The following is a 25,252-nucleotide window of genomic DNA, read 5'->3' on the forward strand; positions in this document are numbered from 1 at the left end:
TTGTAGTCGTAATTTGTCGAAAAGATTCAGAATTTTGCAGTGTAATTCATGGTAGGCATTCCATTTAAAACCATTATCCTAGAATCCGAACTCTTCTAGCGCAGTCTCTCCGGTCGCCACTTGCTTAATTAGGCCGACTTGCGGCAGATATACGATTTCTACGACTTCATCTTCGCCACCATCTCGCCCCTTGTTGACGCCGATCAAGCCGCGTCCTTCTCTTACGTTCGTATCGACCGGAATTAATACCGCGGCGTCTTCTAGTAAGGACGACGTTTTCTTTACGTCTTTTCGTTTCGGCAGCTTAATTTCACGATTTCCGCCCTCGTCCTCAGTCGCGTCATCTTCTCCGGCTTGTGTAATGGCGAAAATGACAACGTCCATCGTACCGGCTAAACGACGCATCTTTTTAGACGTATCGGCAGCCGCACCGCCTGTCGTTTTATTCGAGTTTGATTCGTAATCGAGGTAGTAGAACGGATCGATCATAACTACGTCTGCCTTCGTCTGCTCAATATCCGCTTTGAGATCACGCAGCGAACGAGAATCGAAGTCTTTGTCGTCCACAGCACGAACCGTAATAGAACCGGCTATTAGCGTATTCAGCGTCGCGATAAATTCCATAAAGCCCGCCTCGAACTCTTCCGATAACTTGCCTTGGCGGACGTCCCTCGAATCAAAGCCGGCTTCCATTTGTTGACCGTCGATTTCGGTTAAAGCAACGCCTTGATCACCTGAAAGTGATACGTAGATACGTACAAGCACCTCGAACCATCCCATCTCCATCGACCATATAAGTACGTTAGCGCCTTGAATTGCGCAATTAATCGATTCTTCAAGCGTAATCGCCGACTTACCGCGTCCTGACTTTCCATAGACAACGTACATGTTCGAACTGACGTATCCGCCGATCGCTTTGTTAAGCGCCGGAAACTTACTGTTCCAAATGCGGAAAGACTCGCCAGCCTTGCGTTTTTCGTATTCGGCTTTGAACTTATCGACGTCTGTCACGACGTTTGTCCCCACCGTTTTGCGAACGCTTGTTCTTGTTGTACTCTCTTCCGCTACGGTTTTCAACCAATCAAAAAATTCCTGCGGGTTTCCGTTTTCTTGGGCGCGATTAAACCGCTCGGATAATTCGGATTCAGCCGTCTTGGCGAAATCGTTAAAAGCTGCCGCTCCTTTTGTTTTCTGCGCCAAGTACTCAAACGGTGCTTCGATGCTGAATTCCGGTTGGAAAGTCGGAACTTCAGTCGCTACCATCTCGGCTGTCGGCGCTTGGTTGCCGTTCTTTTCCGCGTAGGAACTGATATACTCGAATGCTGCCCGCTCGCCATCCGTTTGAAAATCCTTTCGTGTCAAGCCGTAGCGCAATAAAGCCGACGGATCGTTTGCTTCGATTACTTTTGACAAAAGGCTCGTTCCGAAACTCATCGGCGATCAGCTCCTTTCTAAATATAGTAAACTTTCGACGTCTTCAAGAATTTTGTACAACGCTTCCTTCTCGCTAATCGTCGGGCTATCTTCTACCATTGCGTCCCACTTATCCCACGCCTCTGTCGCATCTTTCTCGAATGCTTCACGCTCGGCCATCTTAGTCACGCGAACATATTCCGGTGTACCGAATGTTAGATGACCAATTTTCACGACTGTTCAACGCCTTTCAGTTTCGCCATTACATCGTCCATCTTCGCCTTAAACGCTAAGTCACCCGTCTTGTCATACTGCGCCTTGTTCCAGTTGTAAATGTCGAGTAGGTTGTCGGTTTGTGTCGCCGCCTCTTTACGTTCCTGCTTACGCTTTTCCGCTTCAATCGCGCTTAACTGTCTCGGTGTCTTCGGCTGTTCTTTTGCCGCCACATTAGCCGCCTCCGTTTCGTAGTTTATTAGATAAACGGTACTCCTTGCCGGCGGATAGTCTTCGAGATTGAAGTCCGCCAAGAAATCCTCCGCAACTAGTGCGTCTGCAATTAACGCCATGTCTGCCTCGAACGCTTCGAGCCATTCGCCGTTAATCGCGTCGTACAGGTCGTATTCAATAAAGTTAAAGACGGCCTCTTTCGACGTTTCCTCGATGTACCTAGCGCAGTCAATGTAGAAGACGCGTCCTTTATAGCCTTCGACGGAAACTAGGTCGCCAGTTTTATAGACTGGCGTATGATCCGCAAATTCAAGCGCATCTAGTTTATCGAAAATGGCGTATTTAGCCGTGCCATCTCCGTTAGCTAACGAATCCGCAACGAGTAGGTCGCGTAGGTACTGAATTTCCGTCAATGATAATCCGCTCATTTACAACCGCCTCCTTTTTGATCCGCCTGCGAAGACGATTTCTTTGCACTGATCGGCGATACGGTCTGCTAGCCGCGCCTCTCCGAATACTTCCGGCAAGTCTTCCAATCTAATATTTGACGTATAAACGGTTGGCATACGGTTAGTCACGCGGTGGTTAATTACGGTGTGTAAATCGCCGCGAAATCCGTCCGTTGCGTCTCGTACGCCTATGTCGTCCAGGACGGCGAATGGCGCCCGTTTGGCTGCTTCTAGCGCGGCATAATAACGTTTTGCTGCCGGCTCTGCGATCGCGTCGGGTACTCGCGGTCTATTAAACTCGTTGTATTCGTTTTGCCATTCGTTGACGTCGAGGAAATAAGCCGGACGCTGGTCGGGTTGTACGCCTCGTTTTAAGGCGCCGATGTAATGGACCGTTAAGTATTCGTTCAACAGAGCCGCCGCCGTCGTAGTTTTGCCGGTTCCTGGCGAATTACTGTAGAGATACAACGATTTAATGCGATCAGCTTCTGCGTTGAATTGGCGTTCGAATGTCTGCGCGTAAGAGTCGGCAGCTCGGTAGACTTCGTATTGATCTGCGCGTGCCGGCGAGTTTTGAAGCGTCACTAGACGATAATCTTCCGCCAAGCCAGCCGCCCCCGACCGTCCGCCTCCGCCGTCTAAGCCATGCAAGCCGAGGTATAGCTCGCAGTGTTTCGTACAATTAACACCGCCAGCTTGGGCGCATTTGCTTGCGAGTAGGCATCGTGATTCATTCGTCATTCATAGCCGCCTCCTTTCGGTCAATTCGTTTACGTAAAGTTCGTTCGTGTTTTGAGCGCATCTTTTTATCTTCGCCTTTCACACGCTGTTCATTGAAGTTCGCCTTCCATCCGCCACCGGTATAATACCAATCGACACCGCCATAGCTTTTTCTTCCGCCTGTTTTAAGCCATCGATGAAGCGTCAATTAAGCGCCTCCTTTGCGTTAAATTCCCGATAACAACCTTCGCAATTAATCTGCTTTGGTACGGACTCTTTCGGAAACCTTTCGCTAAATCCGCAATGAGGGCATCGCACTTTTACAGTCTCGCGGACATACTTCGCAAAGGTAGCCCACTTATCCGCGTCAATCATCCGTTTACCTCCGTCCTTGAATCGTCAATGATTACGAGGTCAGTTTCCTCTATATAATCGAACCCACCTGAGTCATACGTATATCTTCCACCTTCAATTTTCCTTAACGTTTCTTCATACGTCTCATTTCCACCCGTGTATATTCCTCGCACCACGTCACCCACACGCACTTCTGTCGGCTGCGGCACGTTCAGATACTCCGATGGCACTTCGAGACCTAGCGCACGTCTTAGCGCAATTGCCTTGCCGATGTGTGCGTTGAAGCAGTCGGTAGGGGCGCACTTGGCGATTCCATAAAATGCTTTACGACTGTTCGGCACTTTTGCCGTAGCTTCAACGGTTCTGCTTTTCGGTCTCTCGATGACTTGGATAGTAAACGCCTTAGATAATCGGTTGCGCATTTTCAGCGTTTCGACATCTTCCTTCGCTTTCGCTACGATCTCATCTCGTTTCTGCTGATCGGACTTTTCATACGTACCATGCGCCGACTCAATTTCCGCGTCAAAACGCCCTTGATCGTAGCCGTTCTTATATGAGCGTGTTCTTAGCGCCTTCATTGCGTCCTCAACCAGTGCAGCTAATTCGTCATAGCTCATTTCGTATAGGTTCGGGGTCGGCGTATGCTCTCCAACAATGACTTCGTATTCGTGGTCGTAGATAAGCCGACCTTCTTTATCGTGTACTATCCGCCCCTGAGAATCTACAACATCTAGTACCGCGCCATTCTCATATCGTTTTTCATTAACATCTACATTCGTAATCAAAATTCGCTCGCCTACACGTGCCTTACGTTTCTCCGTCTTATACTTCGTCATACTAAAACAACTCCCCGTAGTTTATTTGCGACTGCTGAGCCGCCCTTTGATCGTCTTCTTCCGACTGCTCAGCCGTCTTTTGCTTTACGAGCAACGGCGGCAGGTGCCGGTCTCGCATATACGAAAACATAAATCCGAAATTGCAGCCGGGCCATTGAGCCGTCGGTTTCTTAGCCGCAAAGCACGCGTCGATAAAATCCCGTACAATAGCCGCTCCATGTTCGCCGATCATCGTCTTTAGGTTCCGCGCTTCCATGCCGCGGTTGTTAGCGACGTATTTAATGCCGTAGAATTCGAGATGGCGTTCGTGTAGATAGACGATAAAGTCGCGTGCCGTCCATTTTTCGATAGGCTTTTCGTTCACATATTTCGCCTCCTATTCTTCGGTAGACTCAGTTTCTACGGTTATTCCGTTTATACGCTTCTCTTGGTAATCGTGATCAATACCCGCTATATCAACGCTCCCATTATACGTATAGTAACTGTACGCAATTGATTTTACGCGTTGTCCGAATTTCGCTAGATCATTATCGATAATGCGTCTTATGTCCGAGAGTTCGTATGTCATTTTCATTACGCATTCACACCTTCGATTTTGATTCCGAGCGTTTCGAGCGTATATCTAATGGCGTCTTGGATATCGTGTCCAGCCCTCTCGTCCCATGCCGTGTGGAATGCCTCAACGTAATACTCCTGTAGTACTTCTTCCGGTGTCATTACGATTTCATATCCGTTGATTAAAGCAGCCGCTAACGATACGAGACTTAATTTGTTTAGTACCGCGCAATTCATAATATATTCGCGATGGTTACGCAAAATATATTCGTCGTCCCTGCCGAGTCCTCTTAAATACGTTATAGCTTCCGCCTGCTCTTTCGTGATTTCCGGCTTCATTTTAACGCCTCCTCTGCGTGTAAGTTAATTTCGTATAGAACCGTTACCGGCACGTCATCGACGTTTTCTCGTATCGGTGTATCCGACTTTTCTTCGATTAGTCTTAAGGCGCGTACCATCCGCTCATTCTCCGCAATAAGCGCCGCCACAGCCTGACGTAATTCTGCGATTTCTTCATCCTTCGTCTTCTTCATACTTTGACAACTCCTCGAAGTGATTTTCGGCGGGTTGTTCCGGGAATCCCCTACGTAGATATGCAAATCCCCCGTCAACGAATACTTTTCCGCAGGAACATCTTCGGAAATCGTGCGTTGATTTTGATTCGATTATCTCGGCGCAGTGCTTGCATTTGATTGCGTTACGAAGTATCTTTTTAGTCATTTGACGTCCTCCCATCCCGGAAATAAGTCTTCCATAGTTATCTCGCGTTTTGATCCGTCACTGGACTTTACGAAAATACCGCCAACTTCTCCCTGCTCACATTTCCGAACAGTAAGTCCAAGATGACCGTATGTCTCTTCGAGTTTCTTAGCGTCAAACGTTTTAGCCACGATTTAACCGCCTCCTATTTCGGAATTTGTTTTTTACCGCTGCAACAGATCGGACACCTATTCGTAATGATCTCGCAATCATCGTATTCGTTTCCGCAATTACCGCACTGGATATTTCTAAACACGATTTAACCGCCTCCCAGCCGTTTTATTTGTCGGTAGTATTAGCGCCCTCGATCGTCAGTGCCGCCGCTAATTCCGTGCGAAATTCCCGTACCATTTGCGCAATCTCGGCTAAAGAAGACGCATCCGACGTTTTGATCTGACGGTTCATTACGTCCAAGACGGCGCGATCAATCGTAGGGTGATACGAGACCTCTCGCCAACGCTCGACGGGCGTTGGGTCGGCGTCAGGATTCTCGGCAAGTTTCTTCGGCCAGCCCGGCGATTTGGTCGGATCGGTGAAATAGCGCTCGTTGACGATGATGTTGTGGGCGTCGGATGTAAGTTTGTAGTCGGGTGAGATCGGAATGTTAATCGTCATGATTATCGGACTCCTTTTCGTTTATTAGTCGCAATACTTTGTCGCTTAAGTCAGAAACCGCTACCTCTACGTCATCTTTAAATTGAGCGCGAGTAGTCGGATGGAGTGTGGCAAGTGCTTCGTATATAGTAACGAGTTCGTATTCCGTAAACATAACGCACCTCTTTTCGTTTTATTTAAAACCGTAGCAATTCGTTCGCATACGCTTACTCTTTGCAAATAACCTTTATCGCGATAAATATATCTTTTAAATAAGCATCTGCGCGAAAGGTTTTAATTGAGCGCTATTATTTAATTGAGTATAGATAATGAATATAGTAAATGAGTATAGTTCGTCTGTCGTTTGAGCAAGGGACGGCTTCACCTCATGAACCCCTGTCTGCATCGAATGAAGACGGTATCGGAAGCAATACATAGAGATTCGATAACTGCCCGCTTTCCTTACTTTTCCGTTCCCTAATATCGATCAAGCCGACGTCTTTCAGTTTTGTCAGCGCCTTCCGAACCGTATTTTCCGAGCATAAGCATTCCGCCGCCAAAGTTTTAACGGAAGGAAACGACTGCTTACTATGATTATCCGCGTGCATCGAAAGCATCGTGTATACGAGTTTCTGCGCGCTCTTATCGAGGATCTTACCGTCAGCCAGTACGCTACTTGCGACTTGAGTAAATTTATGTTCACGTAGATCTAAAACGCCTACCTGATCGTTCACATTCGAACACCTCCGAATACATAGTTTTCTGCAATTTCAAGTACGGCTTCTCTACTTGCGTGCAAAAGAATCGTATCCATTTTACGGTGAGGATATTTCCCGTTTTGTGCTTTAGGCGCATTAAGACGTTGTTTATGGAGTCTCGAAAACTGCACTCCGAGGGTCGACTCGACTTCCGTATAGAAAGGTCGAAGACGTACTGGATCTGACTTGCCTATTTTTTCATAAAGAATCGAAATGAGTTCACTCGCAGCCTTTTCGTCAGATAACCCTTTAAGACGGTTGTAAGATGCGCCTGTTTTCTGTGGAGCTGGAAGCGACCTTTCAATTCGTTTTCTAATTCCGCTCAATTCATTCCCTTTTGAAACTAACGGCTTCTCCTCTACGCCCAGTAATCGCTGCGCAAACTGAGGAAATAACGCCTTCGCAACCTCCACATATTCTGCTCCGAAAATATAAGCTACTCCGCCATCTTTTACGTTTTTAATACTGATCATTTTAATCGCCCCTTATCCGTTTATAATAATTGAATCTTCTTCGTCTATTGATCTATCAATCGAACGCATTAACGTTTGCATTGCGTGTATAGCCTTTTTGTACTCCTGCTTGCCTTCGATAATCATTCCGTTAAATTCTTGGACGAAATGCGTCAAATGACCGTACTTCTCAACGAATTTACGAACGTCCTCGGAGAACTCGTAAACCGTATAAGTTATTGCGTCGCCATTAGTCACGCGAGTCGTTCGCCCCTCATACATCGAGATATCTCCGAACAGCTCTTTATAGCGTTCATTCTCGGCTACTAACTTCGGATTAGTCGTTTCGACCTCGACATATTCCGTCACTGTTGTCGGCTCAACTTCCTCTACTCGCTCGAGTTTGTTTCGCAATAAGTCCGCTTCCTTTTCGGCGAGGTGTCGTTGAGATTCCGCCTCTTGCGCACGTTTCTCAGCCGCTTCTTTCTCCGCTAGAAGCTCGCGGTACTCCTTTAACGTCTTAACCTCTCCGTCAAGGACCGCTTGCTTCGCCTGCCGTTTCGGTTCGGTGGAGTCTGCGGATGGGCGGGCGATTTCATACGTTAGTGAAACGGGGAGGTCTTCGAGTAGATCGGCTTGATGATCGCACGCTGCGACAATCAACTCGTATCTCTGAATCAACCTATTAACCGTGTCTTTTTTTAGCCCGATTGAATCAGTCCATTCTCTGAAACATCCGTATCCATTTTTAGATAGTATGTCCTGCGCATGTTTAAGTTCCTTCCCTAGATCGGTGTAAGCCTTATTTATTATTTCCTTCATCACTATTTCTTTCTGTTTAAGAGTTGCAGCTATATCGCCGCTCAATTGTAGATAGTTAAAACCTGATAAGTTAGGTAAAGTCATTTTGTTCACCTCATTTTATTTCCTGATGACTGCTTTCATAAGTACAGTCGCATGCGGTCTGCTGAAATCGGGACATTTAAAATAAAAAAACCTCGCCTAATCAGGCGGGGTATTTTTTCACACTTCGAGTGTGTCGTTTTTATTCGCTTTATTGAACTGCTCCACGACGACATCGTCAACATAGTCGAGATATACTTGCGTAGATTCTAAATCAGCGTGGCCAAGTATCTTTTGTAATGAACGGATGTCTCCGCCATTTCGTAGATAGTTGATCGCAAACGTATGACGCAGGCTATGGATGCTTGCGCGGCACTCTCCTTTAAGGTTCGCCATTCCAGCGTACTTGGCCGCTCGCTTGCGTAAATGCTCTTTCGCCATTTCATCACCGTACTGATTTACGAATACCTTTTTCGCAACTCCGAAATAGTCTTCCGTTTCTAATAGAAGTTGATGGAGATTTTCGGCAACTTTATCGGTTATCGGAACCATACGATTTTTGCGGTTCTTGTTGATTGCGCCCGGTAACATCAATACTTTATTATCGAAATCAACGTCGGCCGGATCAAGTCCTTCTAATTCATTCGACCTTAATCCGCATTTCAACGAAAGATAAAACGCCACGTAGTCTCTGAAGCCGGCAAAAGTATCCTTATCAATGACGCTGAAGAATCTCCTTACCTGCGAATCAGTAAGACTTTTAACGATAGACTGATCGGTGCGCAGCTTCGTCACCCGCTCGCAGGGACTTTCGTTGATAAGCCCGCGTTCTACCATCTTACTGAATAACGATTTTATACCGCCTAGCCGAATGTTAATCGTCACCGGTGATAGTCCCCGCTTCTTTAACATTATCGTAATATAAGTATGAAAATGATCTTCGGTGACTGCCGTAATTGGCATCGCGGGCTCTAACGCGGTCTCGGCCAAAAATTCGCGGAAATAGGCGCAGTAGTCCCCGATGGTTCTTTCTCTAAAGTTTTGCGCGGTCATAACGGTAACTACCGCATCTGATGCGTCTTGTATTGTCGTGAATGAGGACCGCATTCGATCGTTACTTACCTCGCGCCTATTGCGCACGCCTTGCCGTCTTCTTGTAATCGCCATAATAAAAAGCCTCCCGGAAATTATTCCGCAAGGCTTCGTAGAGAATCGGTCTAGTTTGTCCGCTAAGACACGAAATCGGATAAAAACGACTGTCCGTTTCTTCCTATATCGCGTCCTTCCGTACACTTATCGCATTAACGGACCGTTGGAAAACGTTGATATAACGGCGTTAAAACGTTGTAACGCGCTCGGAGGGATTCGAACCCCCGGCAGACGTGGTACCGGAAACCACCGCTCTATCCAACTGAGCTACGAGCGCACGATTTGTTTTTTGAACGTCAGCATATCAAATTATAAGGGAAATGCTGCAAGAAAGCAATGATTAATCACTATCCCTGTCCATGCATTTTCTTCATTCCCATACATATACTCATATGATGGTTTGAAGTGGAAGAGTTTTGGGGAAAATGGATAGGGGTATTTGATTTTAGGTCAGCATTTTGTTTGACCTTTATTGACCAAAAATGTATCATTGAATTACATACTTACCTAAAAGGTGAAGGAGGAACATTATGAATTTAATACCTACAGTCATTGAGCAAACAAATCGTGGGGAAAGAGCTTACGACATTTATTCTCGTCTTTTAAAAGACCGTATTATCATGCTTGGTTCTGCGATCGATGACAATGTTGCCAACTCCATCGTATCACAGCTTCTCTTCTTAGAAGCCGAGGATCCAGAAAAAGATATCTCTATCTACATTAACAGCCCTGGCGGTTCGATCACAGCTGGTATGGCCATTTACGATACGATGCAATTTATTAAACCAAAGGTATCAACTATTTGTATTGGTATGGCTGCATCTATGGGTGCGTTCCTGCTTGCTGCTGGTGAAAAAGGTAAGCGTTATGCCCTTCCAAATAGTGAAGTGATGATTCACCAACCACTAGGTGGTGCGCAAGGTCAAGCAACAGAAATTGAAATTGCGGCAAAACGAATCCTTTCTTTACGCGATAAACTGAACCAAGTACTTGCTGAACGTACTGGTCAGCCAATTGAAGTCATTGAGCGCGATACAGATCGTGACAACTTTAAAACAGCGGAAGAAGCACTTCAATACGGACTCATTGACAAAGTCTTGACCCGTAATACAGAAGAACAAAAATAATCACAAAACAAACCGTCTGCTCTTTGAACAGACGGTTTTTTGTTATGCATCTATTTTAAGACAGCTCCGTCCATTTCTGTTGAAGAGTTGGTGTTTGATAGGAAGCCATCTGTGAAATCAATTCTTCCGGTTCTCCAGAGGCATGTAGCAATTGAAGGTGTGATTCATTCGAAAAACCTTCCTGTATACTAAACTTCACCATGTCTATGAGCGGATTGAAATAGTCATTCACTTGATACAATCCGATTGGCTTTTGATGGATGCCAATTTGCGCCCAACATAGCACCTCAAATAATTCTTCATATGTACCAAAACCACCTGGCATGGCAATAAACCCATCGGCCAGCTCGCTCATTTTCGCTTTTCGTTCATGCATCCCTTTGACTTCAATCAATTCGGTTAGCTCTTGATGCACAACCTCTCCTCTAAAAAGCCCTTTTGGCATGACTCCGATCACTTGCCCGCCGTTTTTCAATACCTCATCCGCTATAGCTCCCATTAAGCCAATTCGTGAGCCACCGTATACAAGGCGGATTCCTTGCTCTGCCATATAAGCCCCTAGCTCGACAGCTTTTTGTTTGTAGATGTCATTCACACCTGGATTCGAACCAGCAAACACACAAATCGTTTTCATCAAAACAGCTCCATCTCTCTCTATGATTTCTTCACCCACTCATTCTACTATAATTCATTGTAAAGAAACAGCCGCTCTATCTATATATAGTGTAAAATCAGAAGGTGAACACCATATAAGGAGCTGTATAAAGAGAATGCAAACAACTGAAATGGAAAAATGGATCAAAGATTTCTACAAAATGAGAAATTGGACAGAATACGGGCCGTTTATCAGGTTAGGTTTCCTGATGGAAGAAACAGGTGAACTCGCTCGCGCAGTCAGGGCGGTCGAAATTGGACGCGATCGACCTGATGAGAAAACACAGGAGGACGCTGCGTTAAGAAAGGACCTTATTGAAGAAATGGGAGATGTCTTAGGAAATCTACTTGTTCTAGCTGATCTCTATGATGTAACAGTAGAAGAGGTCTTCTCTTCCCATCAACAGAAACTCACACAACGGTTTTCTAGTGAAAAAGAGCAGGTAAAAAGCACGTGACCGACATGTCACGTGCTTTTTTTAGCCTTTTATAGCTGCTGTGGTGAAATATCATCCGTTCGTTCAAAGAAATGCTGCTTTCCAATGTGATGGAAAAGACCGGTACGATGCAAAAGCTCTTTTGGCTGTGATTGAAGCCCTACAATCATCAATTTTCCATTGTGATGCTTTAAACGATTAGAAATGTTCATCAGAACCGCTTCTGCTGAGGTGTCCATATAATTCACTTTGTTCATAAGCAAAATGAGTGTTTTCGGCTTTGTCTGAACATGATCCAAAATCGAATTTTCCAATGAATCGGTTGTACCGAAAAAGAGTGGCCCTTCAATCGAATACATACTAATCCCTTTCTGATCGGTCTCCCTTTCTAAGGCAGCTGCGGTTTCGATTTGAGGAACAGCAACATTTGAGGAAATATTCGTTGTCTGGCTCATTTTTTTGATAAAGGCGATAAACGCTAAAATGAGACCTGCAGTCACCCCTATAATCAAATCACCGATGACCGTTAGCAGGAAGGTCACGACAAGCACAAGGGAATCCGCATTTTTGACTTTGACAATATTGATAAACTCCTTTTTCTCACTCATATTCCACGCCACAAACATCAAAATCGGTGCCATGGCAGCAAGCGGAATCATCGATGCATATGGTGCAAATAACATTAAGATGAGCAAGACGACGACACCATGCACGACTCCTGAAATAGGGCTTACTCCACCATTTTTAATGTTTGTTGCCGTACGAGCAATCGCTCCAGTCGCTGGGATCCCTCCGAAAAGCGGTGCCACCATATTGGCAATTCCTTGTCCGACGAGTTCTTTATTGCTGTCATGTTTAGAACCTTTCATATTATCAGCTACCATCGCGGACAAGATCGACTCCACGCCGCCCAAAAGCGCAATGACAATAGCCGGCGGTAGCAGATACATCATTTTTTCAATCGTCAATTCAGGAAAAGCGAAAGTTGGCAGCTGACGAGGGATTTCGCCATATGCAGAGCCGATGGTTTCAACTTGTCCTTGAAAAAAGAGAACAGCTATAAATGTTGAAACGAGTAGACCTAATAGAGCACCAGGTATTTTGGGAATGTATTTTTGTGCCGCCAAAATCACGATGAGCCCAACAATCGCTGTGAGAATGGCGAGACTGTTTGCGGTACCGAGATGGACCACGATTTCTCTCATATTGAGGAAAAAGCTTTCATGCTTTTCAACACCCTTTAATCCGAGGAAGTTGGCAATCTGTCCTGAAAAAATAATGACAGCAATGCCGGCAGTAAAGCCGATGATAACCGGACGAGGAATAAATTTCATGAGCTTACCTAGTTTGAATATTCCGAATAAAACAAGCATACAGCCTGCCATAAAACCAGCAATGAGTAAGTTTTCAATACCGTACTGACTGACGATCCCGAATAAAATTGGAACAAATGCCCCGGTCGGTCCGCCGATTTGATACTTTGAACCACCAAACAATGAAATCAAAATGCCGGCAACGATGACTGTGTATAATCCGTATTCTGGTCCGACACCAGATGCAATGGCAAAAGCCATGCCTAAAGGAATTGCCACAACGCCCACGACAAGCCCAGCGATTAAATCGCGTCTAAACTTTGATGAATCATAACCTTCAAATCTTCCATAAAAACGCATGGTATGTGTTGGCCTCCTTCAAGTATGTGTAGATGATTTAGGTATACTGTGGGTCGATCTGTTTATCTTTTATAACGACATCCAGCTTTCCTGTTGCCGGATGAATCACTAGTCCATGAACAGCTACATCACTTGGCATGAGCGGGTGCTCTTTGACTAATTTCACACTTTGAGATACGCTCTCTTCCACTGAATCAAATCCTGTCAGCCAGCCCTTTAAATCGACACCTGCGCTTTTCACAATGCTCAAACACTTTTCCTCAATTCCCCGTGCTTTTGCCTTTTCAAGTAAAGGGTCTGCCGCAAGTCCTGCCATTCCGCATTCATGATGTCCGACAATGCATACTTCCTCTGCTTTCAGCTCATAAATGGCTAGTAAAATACTCCGCATGACACTGCCAAATGGATGTGTGACGATGGCTCCTGCATTTTTAATGATCTTCGCATCACCGTTACGAAGCCCCATGGATTGGGGTAATAATTCCAACAGGCGTGTATCCATACAAGTTAATATGACCAATTTCTTCTCAGGAAATTTCCCCGCCTTGAAAGGCTCATACTGTCTCTCTTTCACAAAATCTGCATTGTGCTGAAGAATCTGTTCTAATGTTGATCCCATCCTGTCATCTCCTATCTTTTTTAAGTGATTGTAACGCCTTACCTGGCCTCCTTTTCCCTTGTGTGTTCTCAAGCATAGAGAAGAAAAATGATAGAAAAAAAAGAAAAAAATGAGAAAACGATGAGAGAATATGTAAGCATTTTCTCTATTTTGCTCTTTGTTCCGCTTCAGCACAGGGGATATGCGGCTTTTGCTTTCAAACAATGGCTCTCATTTCACCAAAAGACGATGAAATGGTTTAGTAGAAAATGACCATCCCGTTTAATACACTGCAAATATAATAAATTTTCTATCAAAAAGTCTCGATCTATTTTCCAGTTTGTTAGATTATCTCTCGAAACATCTAGCATTTTTCTATGACTCATCTACTAATCACTCGTTTTTCTACATCGTAAAAAGACATCAGATGGCCATGTCATTTACTCTTTCACTATAAAAATCTCTCCTTTTCCGTTATTTCAGTATATTAAATATTGAGCAGCTCATATTCAAACGTGTACTGCCAAAATGGTTGCTTTATAATAAAAAGAGAAAGATGACCATGTGAAAGGAGCGAGTTGATGATGAAACCACATATTTTTGTCGCCAAACCCTTACCTGCCACTTTTGAAGACATGTTAAAAGAACATTGTACATACGAGGTATGGCAGTCAAAGGACCCGATCCCAAGAGATCTATTATTTGAGAAGCTGCAGAAGGCTGATGGCCTTTTAACATCAGGTACGAAAATTGATCAAGATTTATTAGATCATGCACCTCAACTCAAGGTGGTAAGCAATAATTCAGTCGGCTATGACAATTTTGATCTAGAAGCCATGAGACAAAGAGGCGTGATTGGTACGCACACGCCTTATACACTCGATCATACCGTTGCTGATCTTGCCTTTTCGCTCATTCTCTCTTCTGCGAGGAGAATTGCCGAGCTTGATCGTTTTATCCGCAAGGGAAAATGGACAAAATTTGTTCAAGAGGAAGATATATTCGGCATTGATGTCCATCATCAAACGCTTGGGATCATTGGGATGGGACGAATCGGTGAGCAAGTAGCCAAACGAGCCGCTCATGGTTTTGATATGAACGTCCTCTATCACAACCGGAGCCGAAACGAGAAAGCCGAATCGGCCTATGGCGCTGTATATTGTGCACTGGATGACTTGCTAAAGCAAGCTGATATCATTGTGTTAATCACACCGCTGACGGATGAGACGTACCATATGATAGGAGAGCGGGAATTGAAATTAATGAAGCCGACAGCTTTATTCGTGAACATCTCCCGAGGAAAAACCGTCGATGAGAAAAGCCTCATTCAAGCACTGCAGGAAGGGTGGATTAAAGGAGCTGGTCTGGATGTGTATGAGCAAGAACCGCTTCAGGAAGATCATCCTTTCAAAGAGATGGACAATGTCACGCTTGCCCCGCATATCGGTTCCGCTACTGAAACGACAAGAGATCTTATGCTGAAACGAGCCATTCATAATGTGATTCACGGAATTGACGGTAAAGCCCCTGTTGATATTGTGAAGGAGCTTGCCTCATCTTAATTGAAAAAAGGCGCAGGGAACTGCGTCTTTTTGTTTACGTCATCTAGAGACAGTAGGTCAAAAAGCCTCATTTTTTCCAATCTCCTGATTCTTTACATTCTCTTCATATGCCGGTGCTATAATATGAGGTAGACAAGCATCAAGAGGACGGCATCCCATTTCCTTTTGAGGAGGATCAAGATGAAAAAAATAAGTTCGATTTTTACTCTGTTCGCTCTGATTGCTGCCATTCTGTTTTCTGGATTTATCCCGCAGCAAGTCCATGCAGAAACATCACTTACACCCACAGCCACAAATGAGACTGCTTCCGTACAGCTTGCACCAGACCTTCGTACCCTTGCCGTCATTAATACCTTTGATGGTGTAGCAGATTACTTAATCCGCTATAAACGACTACCTGATAATTACATCACCAAATCACAAGCGAGCGCCCTCGGATGGGTGGCATCAAAAGGAAATTTAGCTGAAGTCGCGCCGGGCAAAAGCATCGGTGGAGACGTATTCTCTAATCGGGAGGGACGCCTTCCATCAGCTAGCGGCCGTACATGGCGTGAAGCCGACATCAACTACGTATCCGGTTTCCGTAATGCTGACCGCCTAGTATACTCAAGTGACTGGCTCATTTATAAAACAACCGATCACTATGCGACATTTACGAGGATTCGTTAATCATTGTAAAAAGACTGCCCTAAGTCAAAAGGGCTGTCTTTTTTCATATTGTTTACGGAAGCAGTTTTTGTACGTACTCCTCAAACGGTTGTGAGAGTGGTTTCTTCGATACTTCTTCCTGTTCATGTATCGTGACATGATCTTCTGTCACGATCACACGACCTGTTGGTGTCAGTTTGGATGCAAGCGGCCTTTTGTTAAAAGGAGAGGCTTCATTTTCATAAATCTCATGCCTCAATTGCACAAGTGTATCTTCACCGACTTCTTTCAATGTAAAAGCATAACCTGTTTCAGCACCCGCTCCCCTATCCAATTGGAGTAGATGGGTTCCTTTTTCTGTTTCCTCTGCGTTCACGCGAAAACGAAGGGACGGTGCTTCCACCCATTCACCTGTAAAAGGGACGGGCTGAAGGGGTAAATTTACACCAAATCCTGCATCAATGAGGTAGCGCTCATGGTGATGTTGAAGGACGATGGCTACATGCGTCCCATCCAGTGCCCACTTCTCCGCTTCTTTGTTATATACGGTCCCTTGAACGAGCTGTACAGCGAGACCTGCCTCTTTTAAGACATAATATAAGAGCGGATTGAGGTCATAGCAAAGCCCACCTCTGCTGCCTTCCAGAAGATGAAGCTTCAAACCTTCTTGATCCAAAGCATAGGCGTGTTTACCCACCACAGATCTATTTTCAAAAGGAAAGGTATAAGCCATCTTCCTTAGTAAATCAGGCAATTGATCAAAGGTAATGGACACGGCTTCGTATCCAATTTTCTGTAAAAAGGCTGATTGAATCACAACTTTCCCTCCTAAAAAAACTGAGCCCTTGAAAGAGACTCAGTTTTCTTGATTGATAAAATCCGTTAACGCATCGATGGCTTCTTGTTCATCTGCTCCATCAGCTATTAGTTTGACGGTGACCCCAGAGCTGATCGCAAGGCTCATCAGTCCCATAATACTCTTCGCATTGACTTTTTTCCCATCTTTCTCTAGAAAAATATCAGCACCAAAACGATTGGCTTCTTGAACGAACAAAGCAGCCGGACGTGCCTGCAAACCCGTTTTCAGCTGAATTGTGACCGTTTTTTCCACCATATGATCTGCCTCCCTTTTTTATTTCCCTATTTGAGTGTAACAGCTTGTCCGTTTCTTAATTGTTCTGCAATTTGATCTAGCTTTCTTAAACGGTGATTAATGCCTGATTTGCTGATCTTGCCGCTTTCCACCATTTCGCCAAGTTCCTTTAATGTGACTTCTTGGTAGTCAATACGCAGTTGCGCAATTTCACGCAGCTTATCTGGCAGAGCGTCTAGTCCAATCTTTTCGTCAATGAATTGAATATTTTCAACCTGGCGCAGTGAGGCACCGATCGTTTTATTCAAGTTTGCTGTTTCACAATTGACGAGCCGGTTCACTGAATTCCTCATATCTCGGACGATGCGCACATCTTCAAAACGAAGCAATGAGTTATGAGCACCCACAACACTTAAGAATTCCGTAATTTTCTCCGCTTCCTTCATGTATGTGATAAAGCCTTTTTTGCGTTCAAGTGTTTTACTATTAAGATGGAATTGATTCATGAGCTCACAAAGGGCATCATTATGTTCTTTGTATAGTGAAAAAATCTCAAGGTGATACGAAGAGGTTTCTGGATTATTCACAGAACCTCCTGCTAAAAAAGCACCTCTCATATAGGAACGCTTGCAGCATCTTTTCTTCACAAGTTCTTCTGAAATGTTGCGTTCAAATACAAATTGTTCACCTAATATCTTTAGGTCCTCTAAAATGGTTTTCGCTCGTTCTACCAGTCTGACAATATACACATTATTCTTTTTTAATCTCATTTTTTTACGAACGAGCAGCTCCACAGTCACATCGTATTTCTTTTTCAAAAGGGTATAAATACGTCTTGCAATGGCTGCGTTCTCTGTCTGTATATCTAAAATCAATTTTCGATTAGAAAAAGATAATGAACCGTTCATACGGATGAGGGCAGAAAGCTCTGCTTTTGTGCAGCAGTCCTTCACTTCCAGATTAGTCAGCTCTTTTTTTGTTTCGGATGCAAATGACATCCTTGCCACCCCCATTCCTATTTTTTCTGATGCAGCAAATCGACAAGCAGCGCAGCTACTTTCAGCGTATCATGACGAATCACATGCTGGTCATATGTAATGATTTCCCCAGGGATGACTTCTAGTCCCATGGCTTTGAGTACATCTGTGTCGAATTGTACAGGCTGCGCCTGTTCTTCTGCATATTTTGCTTTGATTTCTTCTGGAATTTCTTTATTGTTCACAAATATCGTATCGATAAATGGTCGGTCCATATGATCGTTTAGTGCCTGCACATGATCAGCTGCACTGTAGGAAAGCGTTTCCCCCGGCTGTGTCATGACATTGCAAATATAGACTTTTTTCGCCTTAGAACGAATCACTTCTTCGCCAATATGCGGTACAAGCAAGTTTGGCAAGATACTTGTATACAAGCTGCCAGGTCCGAGGACGATCAAGTCGGCTTCACGAATGACTTGAATCGATTCTGGGAGCGGTTCAATCGTATCGGGTGTGAGGAACACTCGTTTAATTCGCTCACCATAGGTTGGGATTTTTGATTCTCCTGTTACCACTTGCCCATTTTCTAATTCAGCATGAAGAACAACACTTGAATTCGCTGCTGGCAATACTTTTCCTCTCACATTTAAGACCTTGCTCATTTCTGTGACGGCATGAAAAAAATCACCGGTTATATTTGTCATGGCCGCAAGAATGAGGTTGCCAAGAGAGTGGCCTGTTAAGTCATTCCCTTTATTAAAACGGTGCTGAAATAAATCTTCTACAAGCGGTTCGACATCAGAGAGTGCCGCAAGTACATTTCGAATATCGCCTGGAGGCGGAATATTCAAATCATGCCGCAGTCTGCCTGAGCTGCCTCCATCATCAGCTACCGTCACAATGGCGGTAATGTCCACTGGCTTTGTCTTTAATCCTCTAAGTAAAACAGATAAGCCAGTGCCTCCGCCAAGAATGACCACCTTTGGAAGTGTCGTCATCTATTTTCTGCTTCTCTTTTCAATGTCCCGGTGAGTGACATGTGTATAGTAGTCATTTTTAAAATACTCCGATAAGTAGTTCGCTAGCGTCACTGATCGGTGCTGTCCGCCTGTACAGCCAATAGCGATCACCAGCTGACTTTTCCCTTCTCGTTTATAAGACGGAAGCATAAAGCTGAGAAGGTCAATTAGTTTCTCTGTGAATTTTTGTGTCTCGCTCCATTTCATGACATAGGAGCGTACTTCTTCATCGTTTCCGGTCTGTGGACGCATGCTCTCAATATAGTAAGGATTCGGCAGAAATCTCACATCAAATACAAGATCAGCATCAATCGGCAGACCGTATTTAAAACCGAAGGACATCACATTCACTGTAAACACCTGCCCTTGGCTCGTGGCAAAGTGTGCGACAATTTTTTCTCGAAGCTGTTTGGGTTTTAAATCCGATGTATCAAAAATCATTTGAGCCCGGCCTTTTAACTCTTCTAACAGATCGCGTTCCATCTCAATTCCTTCGAGCGGCAAACCTGTTGTCGCAAGGGGATGAGAACGTCTCGTTTCTTTATATCTTGAGACAAGCACCTTATCGTTTGCATCTAAAAATAGAATCCTTGGTGTGATCCAGCCGATATCACTCATCTCATCTAAGGCAGCAATTAAGCTATCAAAGAATTCGCGTCCACGCAAATCCATCACAAGGGCCACCTTGCTCATCTTTGAATTTGATTCCTTCATGAGCTCTAGAAACTTCGGTAAAAGTGATGGCGGTAAGTTATCCACACAAAAGTAACCTAAGTCTTCAAAGCTTTGGATGGCAACGGTTTTCCCCGCACCTGACATTCCTGTAATAATCACAAGCTGAATATCATCTTGTTTGTGCGTATTCATGCCTGCTCCCTCTCCTTCTTTATGAAAACGGTTCATTTATTAGTCTCCTTGAGGATCTAATCGATAAGCAATCAGCTCAAAATCTGGTGTATACGTAAAAGTGCCGTGGAGTAATCCTTTCCCTTTCAACATGAAGTCAAGAATGTGGGAATCTCCTGGAGCCATCGGCAAGCTGGGCACATCTTTTACATCATGCCATTTTAAAATGCCTTCCTCCGACTCTGATACGTTTTTTCCTGTAAAGGAATCTGCCATAAAGGTGAACATCATCCACTCTTGAACGATTTGATCGCCTTCTTTTATGATAAAGGTAAATACGCCTTTTAGCTGCGGATTTAAAATATAAATGCCTGTTTCTTCTCTAAATTCTCGAACGACTGAATCCTTGACCGATTCTCCGCTCTCCATTTTGCCGCCAGGTGCTACCCACCAGCCTCGTCTTGGCTTTTGCAGCAAGAGAACTTGATCTTCGTGATGCAGCACACAATTGGTTACTCGTTGCATCAGCTGTCACCTACTCTTTTATGTCTTTTTCTTATTATACAGGTTCATCATGACTCCCACAATGAACATGCCCGTTCTTCACTGAAAACAGACAGGTTTTCGTATGATTATGGTGACGGGCACTTTCTCTATTCTTTATTTTACAACATCTAACGGTTCTCCATGCGTCATTTGTGAACATCTCGTGAATTTCTGATTTTAAGCAAAAAAAAGGACACGGATTCACATCCGTGCCAAACATGTATTCCTTATAAAAGGGGGTCAATTACTAGTTTCATCATAACGGATAATTGTTTCACCCGTGTTACATTCCAGTTAAAAGCCCGTGACGCAATATTAAGGATTTACGACAGCTGTTTATTTCATTGCTTTTAGCTTTTCAGCAAGCTCTTCTACATAATGCTGTGCACTCTGTGCTGCAATACTTCCATCACCTGTTGCTGTGACGATTTGACGAAGTGTTTTCTCACGAATGTCTCCAGCTGCGAAGATTCCTTCAACTTTTGTTTCCATTCTTTCATTAGTCTCAATGTAGCCCTCTGCATTTGTAATCCCTAGATTTTCAAATGGTTTAGACAGCGGCAGCATACCGATGTAGATAAAGACGCCATCTGTTTTGAAGTCTTCTTCCTCACCTGTCACAGTATCAATTAATGTCACACTGCCGACTTTCCCGTTCTCTTCATTGATTTCTTTGACGGTTTTGTTCCACATAAAGTCGATTTTTTCATTATCAAATGCACGTGCTTGTAAGATGCTTTGGGCACGAAGTTTGTCGCGTCTATGGACAATTGTGACTTTAGACGCAAAGCGAGTGAGGTAAACACCCTCTTCTACTGCTGAGTCTCCTCCGCCAATCACGACAAGCTCTTTGTTTTTAAAGAAGGCACCGTCACATACAGCGCAGTATGATACGCCGCGGCCGCCAAGTTCTTTTTCGCCTGGTGCACCGATTTTTTTGTATTCAGCACCTGCCGCAATAATGACAGAGCGTCCTTTGTATTCTTTGGAACCAGCTTTGACGATTTTGTACTCTTCTCCATCTACAATTTCTTTAATATCGCCATACGCATACTCGGCACCGAATTTCTTTGCATGCTCAAACATTTTATTTGAAAGTTCCGGCCCTAAGATGCTTTCAAAGCCCGGATAGTTCTCGACATCTTCCGTATTCGCCATTTGGCCGCCTGGAATTCCTCTTTCAATCATCAGTGTTGAAAGATTTCCCCGTGATGTATAAACAGCGGCTGTCATTCCGGCAGGACCCGCTCCAATGATGATCGTATCGTAGATTTTTTCTTCTGACACAACTGTCACTCCCTCTTCAATTGCTGCTAGCATTTCTTATTAGAATGCCCTTGGGTGATGCTTCCATTCATGACAGAGAGCATCATTTCCACTCTTAGCTTTTATGCCTTACCCATATCCTATTAAATCTGCGGATAATAAGCGAATCATTTGCTCATATCTTCAAAAAAAGAAAAAGCTTCCTTAAACTGCTGTTTAAGGAAGCCTGTTTACGGTTATATAGTAAGTAATGATTTATTCAACGACTCTTCTTACAACGCCATTGAATGCTTTTTTCCAGTAAACGTTGCTCATAGAGTCAACTGAAACACCGCGAGAGCTGTTATCGTTCAAGAATGTACCGTTTCCTAAGTAAATACCAACGTGGCCATTTACTTTGTACGTATCAAAGAACACAAGGTCTCCACGTTTCATGTCAGATGCACTTACAGCTCTTCCTTTACCTACAAGCGTATCTGTTGTTGTACCGCCAACTGGTCCAAGGTTGATGCCTGCTGATGCAAATGCCCAGCGAACGAATGAAGAACAGTCAAAACGACGTGCGTTAATATCGGCTTGTGATCTGCCGCCGCCCCATTTATATGGAGATTGTCCTACAATCGTAGAACCTGTGCTGATTGCACCTTCGATTCCGCCTACGTTATTGCTGACAGGTGATCCACCGCCAGAAGATGGCTTTTTGCTTGGTGAACTGCTGTTGTTGTTATTATTTGAAGATCCACTGTTATTTGAAGAAGAACCGCTGTCGTTATTAGAGCTGTTGTCTTCTGCTTGAACATTAGCTTGACGTTGCTGTTGTCTTTGTGCTTTTTCTTCTTTTGCTTGTTGAGCAGCTTCTCTTGCTTCTTTTTCAGCTTGTTTTTGAGCAGCGATTGTTGCGTCTTTTTCAGATGCAATGCTGTTTGCCTCAGTGTTTAACTCGCTGATTTGAGAAGAGGCACTTCCTTTTTGCTTTTTCACTTGCTTGAATAGCTTGTCTTTCTCATCAAGCTGTTTATTTAAGTCTGTTTGAAGTGTTTCAAGCTTTGCAAGCGTCTTTTGAACATCTTCAAGCTTTGTGTTTAATTCGTTTTCAGACTTTTGTAATTCCGCTTTGTCTCTTTCTTGTTCTTTAATGATTTCGCTGTCTGCGTTGATTAATGTAGATACAGCACCTGCACGGCTGATGAAATCGCTAAAGCTTTTTGCTCCTAGTAATACATCTATGTATTTCGTAGAACCACCGCTTTCTTGAAGCGCACGTACACGCTTTTTCAAGAATTCGTTTCTTTCTTCGATACGTTTTTCTGTATCAGCAATTTCTTTTTTCAGTGCTTTGATTTCTTTTTTTGTTTTTTCGTTTTCTTTTTGTTTTTCTTCGATTTGATCACTTGTTTTTAAAGCTTTTTCGTCAATTTCTTTTAGCTTTAGCGCAAGTGCCTCTTGTTTTGCCTCAAGCTTTGAAAGCTCTTCTTTTTTCTTTTGAAGATTCTTGTTTACCTCTGACTGCTTGCTGTCTAGTTCTTGTTTCTTTTGTTCAAAGTTCTGTGCATTTGCTTCATGAGTAAATGGAATAAATAAACCGCTCGCTCCAATCACCGAAGCTAAACCGAAAGTAATAAACTTTTTCACGTATAGTTCCTCCTTTGACAATTTCCCAAGCGACATGAGAAAGCAGCAAATTCTCTGCGACCAATCTGTGCTTCCTGTGTCTTTCTTCCTGATGATTCAGTCAGATGTTGACCAGATTGTTTCTATCACTAGGTGTTGCATTATGTATAGTAAAATATTTAAATATATATCTTTGTTTTAATCCACGAGTTTCATTATACATGACACATCGACAAAATGAGCTAATATTTTTATTACATTTATGTTTCAAATAGATGTCGAGATTGTCATACTTCGCCAAATCCTAGCAAATCCCACCTTTTTATCCAAGAAAAAAGCATGACCTTTTCGGCCATGCTGCTGTTATCTGATTCTATTTACCTATTCAAACCATGAACGCACAAATAACATTCTCATATTTTGACAGCGTTTGAACGCTGATCTGAAAAGAAGCTGCGATCTCTTTTTTGCTGACAGCTGATTCTTCTTGTTCATTCATCCATAGATAATAAGAAGCTGCTGCCCATGCAATGGCATTTTTCTTCTCTACGCCTGAAGCGCGTGCTTGCTGAATAATATGGAATAACCAAAAATATGGCATGTGGCTATCAGGCTGCACCGCTTCTTCCAAAGCAGATGCCGCCTGTTTTGCGAAGACCGCATCTTCTGAAAACGATCGTTCTTCCATTTGATCTTCATATAAAAGTAACTCAATAAACTGCTGTTCAAAGGCCGTTTTCGCAGCGCGGGAATCAAGAACAGATTGCAAGACGTCACGTTCACCTTTTTGTTTGCTGACATAGTAGGCAGTGAGTCGTTCCTCAATTGAAACCATTGGCTCAGACTCCTCTGGTTTGTCTTGCCACGGCTTGATTTCATCTGCATCAATATCTTCTTCCACCATCTTATCCCAGACGGTTTGCGCCAGCGTTTTGTGGCCCGTATAATAGGCTGCACTTGCCAGCCAGTATAAAAACGTACTATCACCTTGGAAACCTGTTTTATACAAAGAATAAAGCCATTTAAATGCCCATTCAAATTCTCCAACAAGGGCAAATGTTGCGCCAAGCTTATAACGCTGTTCACTTAATATTGGATACACGTGCGTTAATTGCTTCGCTAACAGATTGACCTTTTCTTCTTCTTTTTCATAATGATAGAAAACAAGCTGATTACAAAGGGCATGCAGATTACCGGGATTTTCATGAAGGACCCGGTTCAACATTTCTTTTGCCTGATCGATTTGGCCAGAATAAAAATAGGCCAAAGCGAGATTATTATACGCTGACCAAAACTCTGGATACTCAACAATCATCTGTTCCAGCATCTCGATTGCTTCATCTAGCCTGCCGCTTTCTAGCAAATGGTTGGCTTGATCCTGCTTTACAATCAGATCATCCTGATCATAAGGAAAATCTTCATCAACATCGTCACTCATATCAAGCAGATCGAGGAGATCGTCATTTTCATCTGCAAATTCCCCGTCTTCTTCCAGCGCAGCATAAGCAGTGGCGCATCTATATGCCTCTTGAAACAAACCGAGATTCGCATAATTATTGGCTTTAAAGTAGTGACACTCTGACATGTTCTCATCCAAGTGTTCAAGGATAAAATCAAGCAGTTCATTAGATTGTTGGTAATGACCCATTTCAGTATAAATAATGGCAAGCTGCGACAGCATTTCTACATTTTCAGGCTCAAGTACGATGGCCCGCTGTATCAACTTACTTGCCCTAGACAGATTTCTTTCTCTATATGCTTTTAGACCTTTATGAAAAAAGTAATGCCCATCTTGGAATAGCTGGACGACTTGTGTGTGATTATTTTGAGAAGTGTATTTACTCACCGATACCCTCCATTTCGAAC

At 43.7% G+C, this 25,252-nt stretch carries 31 protein-coding genes, 1 tRNA gene and 1 pseudogene; 4 read left to right on the plus strand and 29 right to left on the minus strand.

The window, feature by feature from the left end; translation table 11 throughout:
• Positions 1–78: 78 nt before the first annotated feature.
• The 17 genes from ES896_RS02250 to ES896_RS02330 form a co-directional block, all read right to left on the minus strand.
• Positions 79–1,434 carry a DnaB-like helicase C-terminal domain-containing protein gene (locus ES896_RS02250; protein ID WP_135226354.1) on the minus strand — a complete coding sequence of 452 codons (1,356 nt, stop codon included), beginning with the start codon at positions 1,432–1,434 and terminating at the stop codon, positions 79–81.
• 6 nt (positions 1,435–1,440) lie between these two features.
• Positions 1,441–1,647, minus strand: coding sequence for a hypothetical protein (locus tag ES896_RS02255; RefSeq protein ID WP_135226355.1), 207 nt, complete (start codon positions 1,645–1,647; stop codon positions 1,441–1,443).
• A complete protein-coding gene (locus ES896_RS02260) occupies positions 1,644–2,288 on the minus strand; it encodes a hypothetical protein (RefSeq protein ID WP_135226356.1) in 645 nt (214 codons plus the stop codon). The genes ES896_RS02255 and ES896_RS02260 overlap by 4 nt, the downstream gene beginning before the upstream one ends.
• Positions 2,289–3,050, minus strand: coding sequence for an ATP-binding protein (locus ES896_RS02265; RefSeq protein WP_135226357.1), 762 nt, complete (start codon positions 3,048–3,050; stop codon positions 2,289–2,291).
• On the minus strand, positions 3,040–3,237 hold the full coding sequence (locus ES896_RS02270; RefSeq protein ID WP_003212744.1) for a hypothetical protein: 198 nt from the start codon (positions 3,235–3,237) through the stop codon (positions 3,040–3,042). The genes ES896_RS02265 and ES896_RS02270 overlap by 11 nt, the downstream gene beginning before the upstream one ends.
• A gap of 163 nt (positions 3,238–3,400) precedes the next feature.
• The gene (locus tag ES896_RS02275; protein WP_135226358.1) at positions 3,401–4,219 is read right to left on the minus strand and encodes a hypothetical protein; all 819 of its coding nucleotides are present in this window, start codon (positions 4,217–4,219) and stop codon (positions 3,401–3,403) included.
• A 1-nt stretch (position 4,220) separates the two neighbouring features.
• Positions 4,221–4,583, minus strand: coding sequence for a hypothetical protein (locus ES896_RS02280; protein WP_135226359.1), 363 nt, complete (start codon positions 4,581–4,583; stop codon positions 4,221–4,223).
• A gap of 209 nt (positions 4,584–4,792) precedes the next feature.
• Entirely contained in the window at positions 4,793–5,113 is a 321-nt protein-coding gene (locus ES896_RS02290) for a hypothetical protein (RefSeq protein ID WP_135226361.1), read from the minus strand.
• Positions 5,110–5,307 (minus strand): hypothetical protein, encoded by a 198-nt coding sequence (locus tag ES896_RS02295; protein WP_135226362.1) that lies wholly within the window; start codon positions 5,305–5,307, stop codon positions 5,110–5,112. The genes ES896_RS02290 and ES896_RS02295 overlap by 4 nt, the downstream gene beginning before the upstream one ends.
• Complete coding sequence (locus ES896_RS20520; protein ID WP_458208221.1) at positions 5,288–5,509, minus strand: DUF7695 domain-containing protein; 222 nt, start codon at positions 5,507–5,509, stop codon at positions 5,288–5,290. The genes ES896_RS02295 and ES896_RS20520 overlap by 20 nt, the downstream gene beginning before the upstream one ends.
• Positions 5,491–5,664, minus strand: a complete 174-nt coding sequence (locus ES896_RS20025) for a hypothetical protein (RefSeq protein ID WP_167764436.1) — start codon at positions 5,662–5,664, stop codon at positions 5,491–5,493. The genes ES896_RS20520 and ES896_RS20025 overlap by 19 nt, the downstream gene beginning before the upstream one ends.
• 148 nt (positions 5,665–5,812) lie before the next feature.
• Positions 5,813–6,148 carry a hypothetical protein gene (locus ES896_RS02305; RefSeq protein WP_135226364.1) on the minus strand — a complete coding sequence of 112 codons (336 nt, stop codon included), beginning with the start codon at positions 6,146–6,148 and terminating at the stop codon, positions 5,813–5,815.
• Between the two features lie 365 nt (positions 6,149–6,513).
• Positions 6,514–6,861 carry a helix-turn-helix domain-containing protein gene (locus ES896_RS02310; protein WP_048001679.1) on the minus strand — a complete coding sequence of 116 codons (348 nt, stop codon included), beginning with the start codon at positions 6,859–6,861 and terminating at the stop codon, positions 6,514–6,516.
• Positions 6,858–7,358 (minus strand): hypothetical protein, encoded by a 501-nt coding sequence (locus ES896_RS02315; protein WP_135226365.1) that lies wholly within the window; start codon positions 7,356–7,358, stop codon positions 6,858–6,860. The genes ES896_RS02310 and ES896_RS02315 overlap by 4 nt, the downstream gene beginning before the upstream one ends.
• 12 nt (positions 7,359–7,370) lie before the next feature.
• Positions 7,371–8,243: a hypothetical protein gene (locus ES896_RS02320; RefSeq protein WP_135226366.1), complete on the minus strand. Its 873-nt coding sequence runs from the start codon at positions 8,241–8,243 to the stop codon at positions 7,371–7,373.
• Positions 8,244–8,360: 117 nt separating this feature from the next.
• Complete coding sequence (locus tag ES896_RS02325; protein WP_135226367.1) at positions 8,361–9,347, minus strand: tyrosine-type recombinase/integrase; 987 nt, start codon at positions 9,345–9,347, stop codon at positions 8,361–8,363.
• A gap of 183 nt (positions 9,348–9,530) precedes the next feature.
• Positions 9,531–9,606 (minus strand) — tRNA-Arg (locus ES896_RS02330).
• 253 nt (positions 9,607–9,859) lie between these two features.
• On the opposite strand from ES896_RS02330, the gene clpP reads away from it, so the two are divergent.
• Entirely contained in the window at positions 9,860–10,456 is a 597-nt protein-coding gene (gene clpP, locus ES896_RS02335; protein WP_007500118.1) for an ATP-dependent Clp endopeptidase proteolytic subunit ClpP, read from the plus strand.
• Positions 10,457–10,511: 55 nt separating this feature from the next.
• Here the strand turns inward: clpP and ES896_RS02340 are convergent, their stop codons facing one another.
• Complete coding sequence (locus ES896_RS02340) at positions 10,512–11,090, minus strand: LOG family protein (protein ID WP_048001956.1); 579 nt, start codon at positions 11,088–11,090, stop codon at positions 10,512–10,514.
• Between the two features lie 136 nt (positions 11,091–11,226).
• Between ES896_RS02340 and ES896_RS02345 the strand changes: the two genes are divergently transcribed.
• Positions 11,227–11,568, plus strand: coding sequence for a MazG nucleotide pyrophosphohydrolase domain-containing protein (locus ES896_RS02345; RefSeq protein WP_017368102.1), 342 nt, complete (start codon positions 11,227–11,229; stop codon positions 11,566–11,568).
• Positions 11,569–11,597: 29 nt separating this feature from the next.
• Here ES896_RS02345 and ES896_RS02350 read toward each other — a convergent pair whose 3' ends face one another.
• Together ES896_RS02350 and ES896_RS02355 are read right to left on the minus strand one after the other, a co-directional pair.
• Positions 11,598–13,220, minus strand: a complete 1,623-nt coding sequence (locus ES896_RS02350) for a SulP family inorganic anion transporter (protein WP_125589574.1) — start codon at positions 13,218–13,220, stop codon at positions 11,598–11,600.
• Between the two features lie 37 nt (positions 13,221–13,257).
• Positions 13,258–13,839, minus strand: a complete 582-nt coding sequence (locus ES896_RS02355; protein ID WP_025208023.1) for a beta-class carbonic anhydrase — start codon at positions 13,837–13,839, stop codon at positions 13,258–13,260.
• 563 nt (positions 13,840–14,402) lie between these two features.
• Here ES896_RS02355 and ES896_RS02360 point away from each other — a divergent pair.
• The gene (locus ES896_RS02360; protein WP_026050151.1) at positions 14,403–15,380 is read left to right on the plus strand and encodes a 2-hydroxyacid dehydrogenase; all 978 of its coding nucleotides are present in this window, start codon (positions 14,403–14,405) and stop codon (positions 15,378–15,380) included.
• A gap of 342 nt (positions 15,381–15,722) precedes the next feature.
• A pseudogene (locus ES896_RS02365) lies at positions 15,723–16,049 on the plus strand (ribonuclease); the annotation flags it as partial.
• A gap of 52 nt (positions 16,050–16,101) precedes the next feature.
• Here ES896_RS02365 and ES896_RS02370 read toward each other — a convergent pair.
• From ES896_RS02370 to ES896_RS02410, 9 genes are all read right to left on the minus strand, one after another.
• The gene (locus ES896_RS02370; protein WP_065461123.1) at positions 16,102–16,845 is read right to left on the minus strand and encodes an arylamine N-acetyltransferase family protein; all 744 of its coding nucleotides are present in this window, start codon (positions 16,843–16,845) and stop codon (positions 16,102–16,104) included.
• 39 nt (positions 16,846–16,884) lie between these two features.
• Entirely contained in the window at positions 16,885–17,142 is a 258-nt protein-coding gene (locus tag ES896_RS02375; RefSeq protein WP_008348124.1) for an HPr family phosphocarrier protein, read from the minus strand.
• Positions 17,143–17,168: 26 nt separating this feature from the next.
• A complete protein-coding gene (gene whiA / locus ES896_RS02380) occupies positions 17,169–18,119 on the minus strand; it encodes a DNA-binding protein WhiA (protein ID WP_008348125.1) in 951 nt (316 codons plus the stop codon).
• A gap of 17 nt (positions 18,120–18,136) precedes the next feature.
• Positions 18,137–19,096 (minus strand): gluconeogenesis factor YvcK family protein, encoded by a 960-nt coding sequence (locus tag ES896_RS02385; protein WP_008348128.1) that lies wholly within the window; start codon positions 19,094–19,096, stop codon positions 18,137–18,139.
• Positions 19,097–19,984, minus strand: coding sequence for an RNase adapter RapZ (gene rapZ / locus ES896_RS02390; RefSeq protein ID WP_024719879.1), 888 nt, complete (start codon positions 19,982–19,984; stop codon positions 19,097–19,099).
• A gap of 39 nt (positions 19,985–20,023) precedes the next feature.
• Positions 20,024–20,488: an 8-oxo-dGTP diphosphatase gene (locus tag ES896_RS02395; protein ID WP_008348133.1), complete on the minus strand. Its 465-nt coding sequence runs from the start codon at positions 20,486–20,488 to the stop codon at positions 20,024–20,026.
• 357 nt (positions 20,489–20,845) lie between these two features.
• Positions 20,846–21,796, minus strand: coding sequence for a thioredoxin-disulfide reductase (gene trxB, locus ES896_RS02400; protein ID WP_024719880.1), 951 nt, complete (start codon positions 21,794–21,796; stop codon positions 20,846–20,848).
• 234 nt (positions 21,797–22,030) lie between these two features.
• A complete protein-coding gene (locus ES896_RS02405) occupies positions 22,031–23,407 on the minus strand; it encodes a C40 family peptidase (protein WP_135226368.1) in 1,377 nt (458 codons plus the stop codon).
• A gap of 364 nt (positions 23,408–23,771) precedes the next feature.
• On the minus strand, positions 23,772–25,232 hold the full coding sequence (locus tag ES896_RS02410) for a tetratricopeptide repeat protein (RefSeq protein WP_017357904.1): 1,461 nt from the start codon (positions 25,230–25,232) through the stop codon (positions 23,772–23,774).
• Positions 25,233–25,252: the final 20 nt, after the last annotated feature.

The organism is Bacillus sp. 005/A4HT-01/001 (assembly GCF_004634445.1).
GTDB lineage: Bacteria > Bacillota > Bacilli > Bacillales > Bacillaceae > Bacillus > Bacillus altitudinis.

What these genes read in the sequence shown, in the direction of transcription:
- ES896_RS02375 (WP_008348124.1), bottom strand. Translation starts at nt 17,142, where the DNA reads ATGGTGGAAAAAACGGTCACAATTCAGCTGAAAACGGGTTTGCAGGCA.
- ES896_RS02290 (WP_135226361.1), bottom strand. Translation starts at nt 5,113, where the DNA reads ATGAAGCCGGAAATCACGAAAGAGCAGGCGGAAGCTATAACGTATTTA.
- ES896_RS02355 (WP_025208023.1), bottom strand. Translation starts at nt 13,839, where the DNA reads ATGGGATCAACATTAGAACAGATTCTTCAGCACAATGCAGATTTTGTG.
- ES896_RS02315 (WP_135226365.1), bottom strand. Translation starts at nt 7,358, where the DNA reads ATGATCAGTATTAAAAACGTAAAAGATGGCGGAGTAGCTTATATTTTC.
- ES896_RS02385 (WP_008348128.1), bottom strand. Translation starts at nt 19,096, where the DNA reads ATGACGACACTTCCAAAGGTGGTCATTCTTGGCGGAGGCACTGGCTTA.
- ES896_RS02275 (WP_135226358.1), bottom strand. Translation starts at nt 4,219, where the DNA reads ATGACGAAGTATAAGACGGAGAAACGTAAGGCACGTGTAGGCGAGCGA.
- whiA (WP_008348125.1), bottom strand. Translation starts at nt 18,119, where the DNA reads ATGTCATTTGCATCCGAAACAAAAAAAGAGCTGACTAATCTGGAAGTG.
- ES896_RS02360 (WP_026050151.1), top strand. Translation starts at nt 14,403, where the DNA reads ATGAAACCACATATTTTTGTCGCCAAACCCTTACCTGCCACTTTTGAA.
- ES896_RS02265 (WP_135226357.1), bottom strand. Translation starts at nt 3,050, where the DNA reads ATGACGAATGAATCACGATGCCTACTCGCAAGCAAATGCGCCCAAGCT.
- ES896_RS02350 (WP_125589574.1), bottom strand. Translation starts at nt 13,220, where the DNA reads ATGCGTTTTTATGGAAGATTTGAAGGTTATGATTCATCAAAGTTTAGA.
- ES896_RS02320 (WP_135226366.1), bottom strand. Translation starts at nt 8,243, where the DNA reads ATGACTTTACCTAACTTATCAGGTTTTAACTATCTACAATTGAGCGGC.
- clpP (WP_007500118.1), top strand. Translation starts at nt 9,860, where the DNA reads ATGAATTTAATACCTACAGTCATTGAGCAAACAAATCGTGGGGAAAGA.
- ES896_RS02260 (WP_135226356.1), bottom strand. Translation starts at nt 2,288, where the DNA reads ATGAGCGGATTATCATTGACGGAAATTCAGTACCTACGCGACCTACTC.
- ES896_RS02295 (WP_135226362.1), bottom strand. Translation starts at nt 5,307, where the DNA reads ATGAAGAAGACGAAGGATGAAGAAATCGCAGAATTACGTCAGGCTGTG.
- ES896_RS02305 (WP_135226364.1), bottom strand. Translation starts at nt 6,148, where the DNA reads ATGACGATTAACATTCCGATCTCACCCGACTACAAACTTACATCCGAC.
- ES896_RS02340 (WP_048001956.1), bottom strand. Translation starts at nt 11,090, where the DNA reads ATGAAAACGATTTGTGTGTTTGCTGGTTCGAATCCAGGTGTGAATGAC.
- rapZ (WP_024719879.1), bottom strand. Translation starts at nt 19,984, where the DNA reads ATGAATACGCACAAACAAGATGATATTCAGCTTGTGATTATTACAGGA.
- ES896_RS02325 (WP_135226367.1), bottom strand. Translation starts at nt 9,347, where the DNA reads ATGGCGATTACAAGAAGACGGCAAGGCGTGCGCAATAGGCGCGAGGTA.
- ES896_RS20520 (WP_458208221.1), bottom strand. Translation starts at nt 5,509, where the DNA reads ATGGGAGGACGTCAAATGACTAAAAAGATACTTCGTAACGCAATCAAA.
- ES896_RS02250 (WP_135226354.1), bottom strand. Translation starts at nt 1,434, where the DNA reads ATGAGTTTCGGAACGAGCCTTTTGTCAAAAGTAATCGAAGCAAACGAT.
- ES896_RS02395 (WP_008348133.1), bottom strand. Translation starts at nt 20,488, where the DNA reads ATGCAACGAGTAACCAATTGTGTGCTGCATCACGAAGATCAAGTTCTC.
- ES896_RS02345 (WP_017368102.1), top strand. Translation starts at nt 11,227, where the DNA reads ATGCAAACAACTGAAATGGAAAAATGGATCAAAGATTTCTACAAAATG.